The organism is Synechococcus sp. H55.10 (assembly GCF_047502715.1).
In the GTDB taxonomy this organism is placed as follows: Bacteria; Cyanobacteriota; Cyanobacteriia; order Thermostichales; family Thermostichaceae; genus Thermostichus.
This window is the reverse complement of the sequence record NZ_JANSJJ010000017.1, coordinates 25,501-39,635: the sequence shown is the minus strand read 5'-3', so window position 1 is coordinate 39,635 and position 14,135 is coordinate 25,501. Positions and strand designations below refer to the sequence as shown.

The window sequence follows — 14,135 nt, the reverse complement described above, 5'->3', positions numbered from 1 at the left end:
TTTGGATCCCTTCCTATTCCGTTGAGAGGACTGCTATGCCTACGATTCGCCCAGACGAGATCAGTACCATCATCAAGCAGCAGATCGAACAGTATAACCAGGAGATGCAGATCTCCAATGTCGGTACCGTCCTGCAGGTGGGAGACGGCATTGCCCGCATCTACGGCCTGGAGAAGGTGATGGCCAGCGAACTGTTGGAATTTGAGGATGGCACCACCGGTATTGCCCTTAACCTAGAAGAAGACAACGTCGGCGCAGTGTTGATCGGCTCCGGGCGGAATATCCAAGAGGGATCCACCGTCAAAGCCACGGGCAGAATTGCCAGCATCCCTGTAGGGGAAGCCCTGCTGGGCCGCGTGGTGGATCCCCTGTGCAATCCCATCGACGGCAAAGGGCCGATTCACTGCACCGAGACGCGCCTCATTGAGTCCCCGGCCCCTGGCATTATCGATCGCCGCTCCGTGTACGAGCCTCTGCAAACCGGCATCACCGCCATTGACGCTCTAATCCCCATCGGGCGGGGGCAGCGGGAGCTGATCATCGGCGACCGCCAAACCGGCAAGACCACCGTTGCCGTGGACACGATCCTGAACCAGAAAGGGCAGGATGTGATCTGCATCTACGTAGCCATTGGCCAGAAGCAGAGCACCATCGCCCAGGTGGTGGGCATCCTGACCGAGCGAGGGGCAATGGACTACAGCATTGTGGTGGCTGCCGGCGCTGACAGCCCGGCCCCGCTGCAGTGGTTGGCCCCCTATTGTGGCGCCACCATTGCCGAGTACTTTATGTACCAGGGTAAGCACACTTTGGTGGTCTACGACGACCTCTCCAAGCAGGCGGTGGCCTACCGGCAGATGTCGCTGCTGTTGCGGCGTCCGCCCGGTCGGGAAGCCTACCCAGGGGATGTATTCTATCTGCACTCGCGGTTGCTGGAGCGGGCGGCCAAGCTGAACAGCCGGCTGGGCGAGGGATCTATGACGGCGCTGCCGATTGTGGAAACCCAGGCCAACGACGTGTCGGCCTATATTCCCACCAACGTTATCTCCATCACCGATGGGCAGATCTTCTTGGAGTCGGATCTGTTCAACGCCGGTATTCGCCCCGCCATCAACGTTGGCATCTCTGTCAGCCGCGTCGGCTCGGCGGCCCAGACCAAGGCGATGAAGAAAGTGGCCGGCTCGATCAAGGTGGAACTGGCGCAATTTCGCGATCTAGAAGCCTTTGCCCAATTTGCCTCTGATCTGGACGAGGCCACCCAGAAGCAATTGGCCCGTGGCCAACGGCTGCAGGAGATCCTCAAGCAGCCGCAATATTCGCCCCTGTCTTTGGATCAGCAGGTGGCAATTATCTACGCCGGGACGCGGGGGTATTTGGACGACATTCCGGTGGAGAAAGTCTCCAGCTTCAAACAGGGCCTGCTGTCCTACTTGGGCACCACCCATCCCAAGTATGGGGAGATCGTCCTCTCCACCAAGCAACTCACTGAAGAGGCGGAAGAGATCTTGAAAACCGCCATCACGGAGTTCAAACAAAGCTTCCTGGCCAAGGCGGCTTAGTTGCCGGGGATCCCTGCTTTGGGGATCCCCATCCAGTAACCACAGCAGAGGGGATCGGTTATGGCAAACCTAAAGCGGATTCGCGATCGCATCAAGGCGGTGAAAAATACCCGCAAGATTACAGAGGCCATGCGCCTGGTGGCGGCAGCGCGGGTGCGACGGGCCCAGGAGCAGGTGATGGCCACCCGTCCCTTTGCCGACCGCCTAGCCCAGGTTTTCTATCGGCTGCAAACGCGGTTGCGGCTGGAAAATGTCGAGTTGCCTCTGCTGAAGCAGCGGCCCATTGAAACGGTGGGCCTGTTGGTGGTGGCTGGGGATCGGGGCCTGTGCGGTGCTTACAATGCCAACGTTATCAAGCGCACCGAGGAGCGGGTGCGCGAGCTGCAGCAGACGGGGCTGCAGGTGCAGCTTTACCTGGTGGGCCGCAAGGTGGTGCAGTATTTTCAGCGCCGCTCCGCTCCCATTGCCAAGACCTACGTGAACTTGTCGCAGATTCCTACGGCGGCGGAAGCTGCGCAAATAGGGGATCAGCTCCTCTCCGCTTTCCTGTCCGAGAAAGTAGACAAGGTGGAGCTGATCTACACCCGCTTTGTCTCGCTGATTAGCTCCCGTCCGGTGGTGCAATCGCTGCTACCTCTGGATCCCACGCGCCTGGCTGCCCGCGACGACGAGATTTTTAACCTGCTGGTGCGGGGGGGAGAGTTCACGGTCGAGCGCAGCAAGATCGTTGCTCCTGTCTCAGCCCCGCCGCCAGACATGATCTTCGAGCAGGATCCGGTGCAGATTTTGGACGCGCTGCTGCCGCTGTACTTGAACAACCAGTTGTTGCGGGCTTTGCAGGAAGCAGCGGCCAGCGAGTTGGCGGCCCGCATGACGGCCATGAACAATGCCAGCGACAACGCCAGCGAACTCATCCGCACACTGGGCCTTGCCTACAACAAAGCTCGGCAGGCGGCTATCACCCAGGAGATCCTGGAGGTAGTTGCCGGAGCTGAGGCCCTATGAACTTCTCTCCCACCCTCACCCCCAACCCCTCTCCCAGAGGTACCCTCACCCCCAACCCCTCTCCCAGAGGTACCCTCACCCCCAACCCCTCTCCCAGAGGGAGAGGGGAGTTAGGGAACGACGTAGGGAGACGTTTTATTTGAGGAGCCTAGATTGCGTCGCTGGGCTATCTGGGCGTTGAGCAGGATCACCGGCAAAATCCCCACCAGGACAATCGCCAAGGCGGGGGCGCCGGCCTCGGCCAGGCGTTCGTCGGCAGCCATGCGGTAGGTGTGGACGGCCAAGGTATCGAAGTTGAAGGGGCGTAGCACCATCGTGGCCGGCAGCTCCTTCATCACATCTACAAACACCAGCAGCATCGCTCCCAGGATCCCGCCCCCCATCAGGGGCAGGTGCACCCGCCACAGGGTGCCCAGGGATCCCTGCCCCAAGCTGCGGGCTGCCTCGTCCAGGCTGGGAGGAATGCGCGCTAGCGTCGCCTCGACGGTGGACAGAGCCACCGCCAAAAAGCGCACCAGATAGCCAAACACCAACGCCACAATAGTGCCGCTGATCACCAGACCGGGCGGCTGTTGAAAGAGCGCCTGCCGCAAGTAGCTCAGCAGTTGATCCAGTTGCCCCAGGGGAATCAGAACTCCTACTGCAATCACCACGCCCGGTAGCGCGTAGCCCAGGGAAGATAGCCGCACCGCCAGCCGCAGGCCCCAGGCCCGCTGCAGCCGCAAACCGTACAGCACCACCACCGCCACCAAGACGGCGATCACCGCCGTGATCGTTGAGAGCAGAAAGCTGTTCTGGGCGTAGCTCCAAAAGCGGCGGCCCAACTCCCCCTGGCGCAGGGTCATGTTGAGCAGGATCAGGGCAGGGATCACGAAGCCCAGCCCAATCGGGATCCCACAGGCCAGCCACGCCCCCACCCCCCGGATCCCGTGCAAGGGATAACGACTTGGGTTTGGCTTGAATCCTTGGCGATAGTAGCGCGCCCGCCGGCGGGAGAACTGCTCCAGGGCCATCAGCAGCAACACCAACAGCAGCAGCAGCGCTGAAAGCTGAGCTGCCGCCACCGGATTGCCCAGGGCCGTCCAAGTGCGGTAGATGCCGGTGGTAAAGGTATCGACCCCAAAATAGCTGACGGTGCCGAAATCGTTCAGGGTCTCCATCAAAGCCAGCAGGCAGCCGGCCACGATCCCTGGCCGGGCCAAGGGCAAGGCCACCCGGAAAAAGCTGGCCCAGGGTCCGTAGCCCAAGGAGCGGCTCACCTCCAAACAGACCACCGACTGTTCCTGGAAGGCCAGCCGCGCCGAGAGATACACATAGGGGTAGAGAGTGAGGATGAGCAGCAGGATCGCCCCCCACAAGGAGCGAATGTTGGGGAACCAGTAGTCGCCGATCCCCCAGCCGGCAACCCGCCGCAGCCAGGTCTGGAAGCCGCCGGTTACTTGCAAAAAATCGGTGTAAGCGTAGGCCAACACATAAGTAGGAGCCGCCAGGGGCAACACCAGCATCCACTCCAGCCAGGCCCGCCCCCAGAATTCGCACATTGTCACCAGCCAGGCAGTGCCGCTGCCCACCAGGATGACTCCCAGCGCCACCCCCACCATCATCAGCAGGCTGTTGCGCACGTACAGCCCCAAGACCGTGTCGGTCAAGTGCTCCCAAACCTGCCGCTCATCAGCAAAAAGGCTGAGGAGAACCGTCAGAGTGGGAATCAAAATTAAGCCCGTCAGGGCTAAGGTCAGCAACGTCCAACCGCTGAACCAGCGCGTCCAAGCTCTCTTGAGAGAATGGTCAAAGCGTTTACCCAGATTTAGCCAAGCTAACTTTTCCATCAATTGCAGCTGAAATCCCTGAGAGCTGGCAAAAACTTTTTCTTCACCGTACTGTTTCCCAATTGTCAGGCAAATCTTAGGAAAAAACAAAGAAGCTAAGTCTCAAGACTCAAACTTGGGACTTGATCCTGCTTTGGGGCTGCACTGCGACCCCTACCGGGGAGCCAAGAAGAAAGCTCTTGGCAGCCCCGGCGCTTTTCATCGCCAACCGGCCCGATCCATCACTTTCAGGGCATCGGGGGTAACGCGGCCAATGCTGGCGGCGTTGATCGTGTCTTCCTTGAAGGTGCCAAAGCTGGCCACCACCGAGTCGATCTCCGCCCCCGGCAGCACCGGGTATTCGTTGTTGCTCTGGGCAAAGATGGCCTGCGCCTCTGGGCCGGAGAGGAACTCCAGAAACTGGATGGCGGCCTCTTTGTTGGGAGCTGTTTTCAAAACTCCGGCGCCGCTGATGTTGACGTGGGTGCCGCGATCCTGTTGGTTGGGAAAGAAGACGCCGATTTTCTCCGCTACGGCGCGATCTTCGGGATTGTCGGATTTGATCAAACGCGCCAGGTAGTAGGTGTTGGCTAGGGCCACATCCCCCACACCAGCGGCCACGGCTTTGATTTGATCAATGTCTCCCCCTTCCGGCGGGCGGGCAAAGTTGGCCACCAAGCCGCGGGCCCACTGTTCGGTTTCTGGGATCCCGTGCGCCAGGATAATGGAAGCCGTCAGAGATTGGCTGTACACATTGCTGGAGGAGCGGGTGAGCACCTTACCTCGCCACTTGGGGTTGGCCAGATCTTCGTAGGTGGAGAGCTCCTTGGGATCCACCTTGTCTTTGTTGTACATGATCACCCTGGCCCGCTTGGTTAGGCCAAACCAGTAGCCTTCCGGATCCCGCAGCGATTCCGGGATGTTCTTAGAGAGCGTCTCGGACTGGATGGGCTGAAACAGGCCTTCGTTCTGGGCGCGCCACAGCCGGGCCACATCCACCGTCATGAAGATATCAGCAGGGCTGTTGGCTCCCTCGCTGCGGATACGTTGGGCAATCTCGTCGGCGTTGCCCTGCACCCAATTGACGGTAATGCCCGTTTTCTGTTTGAAAAGTTCGTACAATTCCTCATCAGTGCTGTAGTGCCGAGAGGTGTAGAGGTTCACCTCCCGGTTGGCGCCGCGGGCCGGACGCCCCAGCAAGCCTGCCGCCAAGGCTACAGAGCCCAGCGCGGCTCCGCTGACCAGTTGCCGTCGCGATAAGCGCATACCCAACTCCTAAACTCAAAAACATTTCAAGAAAGGCTGCTGCATTGACCCAGTCAGCAATGCCTTTACCCGAGAAAGCACTTGAAAACCCCCTCCCTGAATCAGGGCAGTTCCCTCAACTGCCGGCCTTTTGACCCTTCTCTAGGCCAAGCTTATTGAGATTTTTATTCAAGAACTTTGCTCTGGGGCAATGATAGAGGATCCTGAGTACCGAGTCAAGCTGTTGGGAGTCGTTCTCATCTTTGAACCGTTTGGCCCAAGATCCGCCAACTCTCGCTGGAAACAAGAGCCAAGGTCGCTTCTCATCGCGGCTGGCCGGGCAAGGGAATCCCTTACCGGAATATTTTGGGTAGGGCGGGGTTCTAGACCTGCCTTGGGTATAAAGGGAGCAGGGTAGGTGGTGGAGTATGGTGGGATCCCTTTCTCATCAATGGCTGGATGAGCAACTGCAGGACAATGGCCGGGATCCGGGTGTTTTCATCCTGGTCTGTGGCTACAACGACTTGGCAGCGTTGACGCTGCAGATTCTGGAAGACTTTGGACAGCGCGCGGTGGTGGTGGCTCCCGGCCCGCGGCCTTCTTTATTAAAAGAGCAGTGGCAATACCTAGAGGGGGATCCCCATCAGCCGGAGGTGTTGCGCCGGGCTGGGATCGAGCGGATCAAGGTGGCATTGCTTGTGGAGGACAACGACCAAGCCAACTTCGAGCTGGCTCTCTTGATTCGGGATCTCAACCCGCAGGTGCGCATTGTCTCTCGTCTGTTTAACACCGGCCTTGCCCGCTACCTGGACTCGATTTTGCCGCAGCATTTTTCCCTGTCGGTGGCTGCCTTGGCTGCGCCGGCCTTTGCTCTGAAAGCTGTCTCGGACGAATTTGTCGGCTACTTCGAGCTGCCCCAGTTAGAGGCTCAGCCGGCCACGCTGCCGCCGGAGCTGGCGAATCCGCTTTATTTTGGCGCTCCCCAAGAGACCACCCTCTGGAACGTGGTGGAGCTGACCATCGGCTACAACTCCCGTCTGCTGCACATGCCCCTCTCGGAACTGGAGGAAACCTTTCGGGCGCGGGTGCTGTTTCACTACCCGGTGGACGGGCTGTCCGACTTTTCCGAGTCTCGGGTTTTCGACGATTTCGACCACGAGGCAGAGCTGCTGGAGGGGGATCGCATTTTGGTGATCTGCGACCCCAGATCCTATCTGCACCTGTTGGAGCGCAACGGGCGGCGCGGCTCTTCGCGGGCACAACGCTGGGCCAGCGGACAGGTGCAAGACAAACGACAACAACAGCGAGGCAACTCGTTCAGGCAGCTCCTATCTTGGCTGCGCAGAAGCCTGCAGGGACTGCTGCAGGTCAAGCCCATCGTGCGCACCCTCACCTTCACCTTGGGAGCCATGCTGGTGCTGGGGATCCTTAACTTTAGAGCTATCGGCAAATCCGTGGTTGACGGGCTGTTGCTGACCATCGTGGTGTTGACGGGGGGGTATGGGGACATCGAGGCTTTTCAGCAGGCGGAGACCCCTCTAGGGGTGAAGGTGGTGGCGGTGGTCATGACCTTGGTGGGGGCTGCCCTGGTGGGGTTGATCTACGGATTGGTGACCGACAAGTTGGTGAGCAGCCGCTTTGGCTTGGGCCGGGCCGCCCGTATGCCCAAAGCGGATCACGTGGTGATCGCGGGGTTGGGGCGGCTGAGCTACTTGGTGCTGCAGTTGTTGCGGCAAATGGGCTATGAGGTGGTGGTTGTGGAGCCCGACAGCGACAATCCCCTGCTGGCGGCGACGGAACGGGAGGGGGCGGTGGTGATCCGGGGCAACTACGCCTTGGCCAGCACGCTGCAACAGGCTCGCATCCAAAGCAGCCGCTCTTTGATCTGCACGACGCCTGACGATCTCACCAACCTCGAGACCGCCCTGACCGCCCACAGCCTGCAACCTGGGATCCGCACCATTTTGCGGGTCACGGATCCTGAGCTGGCGGCGCGGATGCAGCGGCATCTGCAGACGCTGGGAACCAGCTACAGCACCACGGCCCTGGGGGCGCGGGCTTTTGCTACGGCAGCGTTGGTGGGATCCGTTTACGGCACCTTGACTTGGGACGGGGAAACGCTGCTGGTGACGCTGCTGGAGGTCTCGGCCCATGACCCTTACCTGGGGCTATCCCTACGGCAACTGGCCCAGGATTACGACCTGGCGATCTTGCTGCATCACTCCCGACCGGGCCGGCCCTGTGTTTTTCCCAAGATCTGGCAGAAAGAGGGCGAGACCCTGTTGAAGCGGGGGGATCGTCTATACGTGATGGGGACGGTGGGATCCCTGATTCGCCTGGCCCAGGGACGCCCTCTGCCGCCGGAACTCTATCAAGTGCGGCTTTTGGAATACCGCAACCCCTACTTTGAAGACGAGATCCTCTCCACCTTGGCGTTTTATGCGCGGCTGCCCAAGACGGCCCTGAAGCCGCTGTTGCGCTGCCTGCCGGCGGTGGTGAGCCCCCCTCTCCCCCGCGACAAGGCCATTAAGTTGGCCCGCCAACTGCGCAAAATGAGCACCGAGGTGCAGGTGTTTGCCCAGGTGCAGGCCGAGCGGCGGATCCCTGAAGTCCTCTAGGGCTTTTCCGCCACAAGGCGCACAAAGCGATTTTGCCCGTAGAGCTCTTGCGCCACCACTCTCAAGCCAACCTTCTCCAACAGCCAGGCCAAGTCCTCAGCGCTGAAGCGGTTGTGCTCGTAGAAGTGGGTAAACTGATCCACCAAGGTGTCTAGGGATGTTTCCATCTGAAACAGTTGGGCTTCTGTGGCCGCATCGAAGTAGAGGCTAAGTGGGGCGCGCACCCAGTCCACCAGCAAAAACCGCCCCCCTGGCTTGAGCAGACGCCGCACCGCTTGCAACAGGCGCACCGGCTGCACCATCTCGTGGATCACCACCACCGCCTGAGCCGCGTCAACGCTGCAATCTGGCAGGGGCAAATGGGGATCGTGGAGATCGGCCTGCAGCAGTTGAAGGCCAGGGACGCCTTTCAAGTCTGCCGCTGCCCGCTCCAACATGTAGGGCATTAGATCTACGCCAATGAAATGTCCGCCGGGGTAGCGCTGGGCCCACTGCCGGAGGACATACCCCGGCCCCGTTCCCAGATCCAGCAGGCAGGGCGCAGCGGGCAAGCAGGGCTCAACATGCTGCTGCCAAAACTGCCAAAAGGTCTCATTGAAGCGGCCAGGAGCAGTAGCCAGCATGCGCTCGCAAAAGCTGGGGCCACGGTGGTGCTGGTAAAGGAGCTGAAAGGTATCGAGGCCAGCTTGGGGCATGGCTAAGCCTCCTCAACAGATCCTGGGGACAACGTCAGAGGTGTAGGCAGGGCATCGCAGCAACTCAAAATGTCGGCCTAGCGAGCAGAGGAAGCGGTGGAGAAGTTGGCGATGGCCGTCTCCAGGTCGTCAAAACAGGTCAAGACCTTCTCCATCGAGGTGAGGCTGAGGACGAGGGCGACGCTTTCCGGAACGCAACAGAGGCTGAGGTTGCCGCCGGCAGTCCGGCACTTGCGCAAGGCCGAGATCAGCACCCCCAGGCCGGAGCTATCCATAAAAGTAACCGCCGACATGTCGATCAACAGGTTGTGGTAACCAAAATCCAAAACCTGCTGCAGCAACTGCCGCACTTCGGAAGCGACCTTGGCGTCAAAGCGACCTTCCAACGGCACAATCGCCAGTTGTTGCCCTTGCGGAGTTTCGGCGGTACGGATGCGCAGCTTAAAATCCATTGCTTCCAGTCAAGACCTCATGCCCCACCTTAGCACCATCGGTTGCTGCTATGACCCCCTCGGCAGAAAATCCCTCTTCTGCAGACAGAGAGGGTATCCTTCTTTGCCATGGCAACTTCCCACTGGTTGAGATTGTCTGCCGGATCTAGGCGCGCTGTGCCGTTGAGGCAGCTACCCTCCCTTCCTCTTCAGCCAGGGAGCAGTCCCTCACCCCCGGCCCCTCTCCCAAAGGGAGAGGGGAGCAATCCCTCACCCCCGGCCCCTCTCCCAAAGGGAGAGGGGAGCTAACTGCTCCGCCTGCAGACAGAGGGATCCAACCTTTACTTCCCGTCTCAGATCCTGGCGGGATCGAGGGCGTAAGTCGAATCGAGCGCGGCAAGGGACATGTGCAAGCGGGGTCGGTGCATGGCCAGCAACTGGGCCAAGCGCTTGCGCAGTTCAGTCCGCGGCACGATTGCATCGATGAGCCCATGGGCTAGCAAGTACTCAGCCGTCTGGAAGCCTTCGGGAAGCTTGCCCTTGCCAATGGTTTGCTCGATAACATTGGGCCCGGCAAACCCTATCTGGGCGCCGGGTTCGGCCAGGATCAAGTCTCCCAGCATGGCAAAGCTGGCGGTCACTCCCCCATAGGTGGGATGGGTAAGCACGGAGATAAACAACTGGCCGGCTTCGCGGTGCCTTTGCAGAGCGGCTGCCGTTTTGGCCATCTGCATCAGGCTGAGGATCCCTTCCTGCATGCGGGCTCCCCCAGAGGCCGAAAAAAGGATCAGGGGTAGGTGATCGCAGGTGGCGCGTTCGGTGAGACGGGTAATCTTCTCGCCTACGACCGAGCCCATGCTGCCGCCCATAAAGCGAAAATCCATCACGCCCATCGCCACCGGGATCCCTTCCAGAGTGCCCAGCCCGGTCAGGACGGCATCCTTGAGCTGGGTGCGCTCCTGGTAGGCGGCCAGGCGCTCGGCGTAGGGCTTTTGGTCGAAAAAGTGCAGCGGATCGGTGGGGGCCAGGTGCTCGTCGAGGGGCTGCCAGGAGCCGGGATCCAAAAGCTGCTCCAGCCGCTGCGGGGCTGTGATGCGATGGTGGTAGCCACAGCTTGGACAAACCTGCCAGTTCTGCTGCAGATCTTTGCTGTAGGTGAGAGCGTCGCAAGCTGGACACTTCTGCCAGAGGCCGTCGGCAATCTCTCGCACTTGCCGCTCTTTGTCAAAGGGGCTGCTGCCTGTCAAGTTGAGAGAAGTCTGCTTGCGCCGCTCGGCAAACCAATCCAGTAAAGACATAGCCGCTGAGGTACCCCCCTAGCTAGGGATGGCCAGAGCTGAATCTACAAGCCCTGCCGGTGAGCTGCGAAACTCATCTTAACGTTCTCAAGCTATCAAAGAATCGCCAAGCTGGAAATAGAAACTTGCAGTAGCCATGACCGCAGAAACCCAGTGGCAGGTGTTGACCACAGGGGATGGATCCCTGACCTTTTTCTCCCAGGAGTTTGGGCAGGCTTTTCACAACCTCAGCGGCGCCGCTCAGGAAGCGCTGGAGAAGTTCGTCCGCCCTTGCCGGCTGGATCGGCTGCCGTTGGAGCGGGATCCGGAGGATCCCATTTGTCTTTTGGATATTTGCTTTGGCCTTGGCTACAACTCTGGCCTGGCCTTGGAGACAATCTGGCAGGTGCGGCCCGACTGCCCTGTAGAAGTCATTGGCCTAGAGCGCTCCCCGCAGGTGCCCCGCCAGGCCTGGCAGGTGGGGGTGGGATCCACTTGGAGCTTTAGCCAGGAGTGGCAACACTTTATCAACGAGGGATCCTGGCAATCGCCGCGCTGGCGCGGAACGCTGCTGTGGGGAGATGCCCGCCAAACCCTGCTCCAGGTGCCGCTGGGATGGGCGGATGCGGTGTTTTTGGATCCCTTCTCCCCTTCCGTCTGCCCGGAGCTGTGGACGGTGGACTTTTTGCGGGCAGTGGCGGCGCGAATGCGCCCCGGCGGGATCCTGGCCACCTATTCCTGTGCGGCGGCGGTGCGAGCAGCCTTGCTGGAGGCAGGCCTGTTTATTGGCTCGACACCGCCGGTGGGTCGCCCCTGGCCGGGCACGGTGGCCTCACCCCAACCGGATCACCTGCCGCCCCTCTCCCCCATGGAGTGGGAGCACCTGAAAACCCGCGCCGCTGTGCCCTACCGGGATCCCACCTTGCAGGGAGACAGAGCACAGATTCGGCTGCAGCGCCAGCAGGAACAGCAAACTTCACCCCTTGAGCCCACTTCCGCCTGGAAACGCCGCTGGCTTATGCAAGCCTAGCAACCGGAGGGCAGCTTTTGCCGGGGTTGCTGTCGGGGTGTAGCCAAGACACCTGCACCAGTCCCGTACCCTTACGCACGCTGCTGTTTCTTGACAAAGTTAAGCTAAGATAAAGCTTTTTCTCCAGGGAACTGCTATGTCTACACTGGTTGCCCTTTGTGCCGAACAGCACCGGGTTATCCTGCAGTTCTTGGCTCGTCTCTCTCGGGCCTCGGAGTTGGATCTGGAGCAGCGGCGTCTCTGGGTGCAAAGGTTGCGGCAGCGCCTCTCCCGCCACATTCAATTGGAGCGCCATGTCCTCTACCCGCTGCTCAGGACGGCTCTGGCAGCGGATCCCCAGCTCAGCAGCCAGGTCAATGGGCTGGAGCAACAGTTGCGGGATCAGATCCCGGAGCTGACCCGCTTTTTGCACCAGGCGGAGCGTGAGCCGCAGCAGTTGGATCCCTCTGCTGCCCTTCACTTTTATCGGCAGTTGCGGGCCCAGTTTGAGCAGGAAGAGAAGCTCTTGCATCCCCTCTTTGCCCAGCGTGTTTCTCCCGCCGCCGAGCAACAGCAGTTGCGCCTGTTCCGCAAGCGCCTGCAGGCCAGTGCCCCCAGTTCTGCCGGTCGTCGCCTCAATTTAGAGGAATGGGAGCGGCAGGCCGTGACTCGCCCTGTCTTGCCCCGCGAACGCCTTTGGCCCCCGCCAGGTAGCACGGCGTCGATGGCCACGCCTTAACCGAGGACGGTCTTGTCTTTGGATTCTGCCTTGGGTAACTTTCTGCTGGTTTTGGCAAGCTGGCCTGTGGTACCTTTTCCCCAGCCGACCCCTTGAATCGATGCAACCCTGGGATCCCGAAACCTACGTCGACTCGATGGCCCAACTGCTGCAACTGCCCCTGCATCCCGACCATCGAGCGGGGGTGATCGCAAACTTCGCCCGCTTTTTGCCCCTTGCTCAACAGGTACTGGAGTTTCCGCTGCCACCGACGGTTGAGCCAGATCCTACCTTCAACCCCCAGCCATGACCCCGGATTCCCCTCTTCTCGGCAGCGCCGACGGGTTCGCGATTGCCAGGGCCGTCCGCCGGGGATCCGTGAGCGCCCAGGCAGTGGTGGCCGCCTGTCTGGAGCGGATTCGCCAGCGGGATCCCCAGCTCAATGCCTTTACAGCCGTGCTGGAAGCATCGGCCCTGCAGGCGGCGGAGCGGCTGGATCGACAGGTGGCCAAAGGGATCCCGGTGGGCCCCCTGGCGGGGGTGCCTTTTGCCGCCAAGAACCTCTTCGATGTGGCTGGCCTCACCACCCTAGCCGGTTCGGCGATCAACCGCGAGAACCCCCCGGCCCCCCAAGATGCCACGGTGGTGGCCCGCCTCAAGCAGGCAGGGGCAATCCTGGTGGGCACCCTCAACATGGACGAGTACGCCTACGGCTTTGTAACCGAAAATAGCCACTACGGCCCCACCCGCAACCCCCACGATCTCAGCCGCAGTGCCGGCGGCTCTTCGGGTGGCTCGGCAGCAGCCGTGGCCGGGGGCTTGGTACCCCTCAGCCTGGGCAGCGACACCAACGGCTCGATTCGGGTGCCCGCCGCCTTGTGCGGCATCTACGGCCTCAAGCCCACCTATGGCCGTCTGTCGCGGGCAGGAGTAGCCCTGTTGGCTCCCAGCTTTGACCACGTGGGCCCCTTGGCCCGTTCGGTGGCCGATCTTGCCCTCAGCTTCGATGCCATGCAAGGGCCGGATCCCCAGGATCCCGTCTGCGCCCGCCGCCCTGCGGATCCCACCTTTGGGCAATTGGGGCAAGGGATCCAAGGCTTGCGCATTGCCGTGGCCGACGACTACTTCCTGCGGGGAGCAGAGCCCCACATCCTGGCCGGCGTGGAAAAAGTGGCCCAGGCCCTGGGAGCCCAGCAAACGGTGCGGATCCCGGAGGCCGAGCGCGCCCGCGCCGCTGCCTTCCTGATCACGGCTGCCGAGGGAGCCAACCTGCACCTGCATCACCTGCGAACTCGTCCCCACGACTTCGACCCGGCCACCCGGGATCGCCTTTTGGCTGGCGCTCTGCTGCCCGCCAGTTGGATCGTGCAGGCGCAGCGCTTTCGCCGCTGGTATCGCCAGCAGCTTCAGGCCCTCTTTCAAGAGATCGACCTGTTCATCGCCCCCACCACCCCCTGCTCTGCCCCCTTGCTTGGCCAAGAGAAGATGGTGATCGCTGGGGTGGAAGTCCTCACCCGGCCCAACCTGGGTCTCTACACCCAGCCCCTCTCGTTTGTCGGCCTGCCGGTGCTGTCGGTGCCGCTGCGCGAGAGCGGATCCCTGCCCTTTGGCGTCCAACTGGTGGCTGCCCCCTACCAAGAGGCCAACCTGTTGCGGGCCGCCGCCCATCTGGAAGCGCTGGGGATCCCGGAGGCGCGGCCTGCCTGAGCCAGCAGAAGCCCCCTTTCAGGCGCGTTTGAACCATATCTGGTGTTTTTTAATTTTAAATGCTCC

Annotated in this window: 12 protein-coding genes; 7 read left to right on the top strand and 5 right to left on the bottom strand. The window is 61.1% G+C overall.

The features are described 5' to 3' along the window. Window positions 1-35: 35 nt before the first annotated feature. Both atpA and NW858_RS01795 read left to right on the top strand, forming a co-directional pair. Complete coding sequence (atpA, locus tag NW858_RS01800) at window positions 36-1,556, top strand: F0F1 ATP synthase subunit alpha (RefSeq protein WP_414333068.1); 1,521 nt, start codon at window positions 36-38, stop codon at window positions 1,554-1,556. A 60-nt stretch (window positions 1,557-1,616) separates the two neighbouring features. Beyond that, window positions 1,617-2,561: a F0F1 ATP synthase subunit gamma gene (locus NW858_RS01795; RefSeq protein WP_414365549.1), complete on the top strand. Its 945-nt coding sequence runs from the start codon at window positions 1,617-1,619 to the stop codon at window positions 2,559-2,561. A 110-nt stretch (window positions 2,562-2,671) separates the two neighbouring features. On the opposite strand, the gene NW858_RS01790 is transcribed toward NW858_RS01795, so the two are convergent. Both NW858_RS01790 and NW858_RS01785 read right to left on the bottom strand, forming a co-directional pair. Next, window positions 2,672-4,390, bottom strand: a complete 1,719-nt coding sequence (locus tag NW858_RS01790) for an ABC transporter permease (protein ID WP_414519514.1) — start codon at window positions 4,388-4,390, stop codon at window positions 2,672-2,674. 198 nt (window positions 4,391-4,588) lie between these two features. After that, window positions 4,589-5,641, bottom strand: coding sequence for a Fe(3+) ABC transporter substrate-binding protein (locus NW858_RS01785; RefSeq protein WP_414519512.1), 1,053 nt, complete (start codon window positions 5,639-5,641; stop codon window positions 4,589-4,591). Window positions 5,642-6,042: 401 nt separating this feature from the next. On the opposite strand from NW858_RS01785, the gene NW858_RS01780 reads away from it, so the two are divergent. Next, window positions 6,043-8,232, top strand: a complete 2,190-nt coding sequence (locus NW858_RS01780; RefSeq protein WP_414366483.1) for an NAD-binding protein — start codon at window positions 6,043-6,045, stop codon at window positions 8,230-8,232. Here NW858_RS01780 and NW858_RS01775 read toward each other — a convergent pair. The 3 genes from NW858_RS01775 to accD all read right to left on the bottom strand — a co-directional run bounded on the left by NW858_RS01775 (window position 8,229) and on the right by accD (window position 10,656). Then, a complete protein-coding gene (locus tag NW858_RS01775) occupies window positions 8,229-8,927 on the bottom strand; it encodes a class I SAM-dependent methyltransferase (protein ID WP_414510324.1) in 699 nt (232 codons plus the stop codon). The two genes, NW858_RS01780 and NW858_RS01775, sit on opposite strands and share 4 nt — an antisense overlap. 77 nt (window positions 8,928-9,004) lie before the next feature. Beyond that, a complete protein-coding gene (locus NW858_RS01770; protein WP_414333076.1) occupies window positions 9,005-9,379 on the bottom strand; it encodes an STAS domain-containing protein in 375 nt (124 codons plus the stop codon). Window positions 9,380-9,711: 332 nt separating this feature from the next. Beyond that, a complete protein-coding gene (gene accD, locus NW858_RS01765; RefSeq protein WP_414366485.1) occupies window positions 9,712-10,656 on the bottom strand; it encodes an acetyl-CoA carboxylase, carboxyltransferase subunit beta in 945 nt (314 codons plus the stop codon). A gap of 136 nt (window positions 10,657-10,792) precedes the next feature. Here accD and NW858_RS01760 point away from each other — a divergent pair, with 136 nt between their 5' ends. The 4 genes from NW858_RS01760 to NW858_RS01745 all read left to right on the top strand — a co-directional run bounded on the left by NW858_RS01760 (window position 10,793) and on the right by NW858_RS01745 (window position 14,069). Continuing rightward, on the top strand, window positions 10,793-11,665 hold the full coding sequence (locus tag NW858_RS01760) for a tRNA (5-methylaminomethyl-2-thiouridine)(34)-methyltransferase MnmD (RefSeq protein WP_414519509.1): 873 nt from the start codon (window positions 10,793-10,795) through the stop codon (window positions 11,663-11,665). A gap of 136 nt (window positions 11,666-11,801) precedes the next feature. Beyond that, complete coding sequence (locus NW858_RS01755; protein ID WP_414519507.1) at window positions 11,802-12,383, top strand: hemerythrin domain-containing protein; 582 nt, start codon at window positions 11,802-11,804, stop codon at window positions 12,381-12,383. A gap of 100 nt (window positions 12,384-12,483) precedes the next feature. Further along, window positions 12,484-12,672: a DUF4089 domain-containing protein gene (locus NW858_RS01750; RefSeq protein WP_414333082.1), complete on the top strand. Its 189-nt coding sequence runs from the start codon at window positions 12,484-12,486 to the stop codon at window positions 12,670-12,672. Beyond that, window positions 12,669-14,069 (top strand): AtzE family amidohydrolase, encoded by a 1,401-nt coding sequence (locus NW858_RS01745; RefSeq protein ID WP_414519505.1) that lies wholly within the window; start codon window positions 12,669-12,671, stop codon window positions 14,067-14,069. The genes NW858_RS01750 and NW858_RS01745 overlap by 4 nt, the downstream gene beginning before the upstream one ends. Window positions 14,070-14,135: the final 66 nt, after the last annotated feature.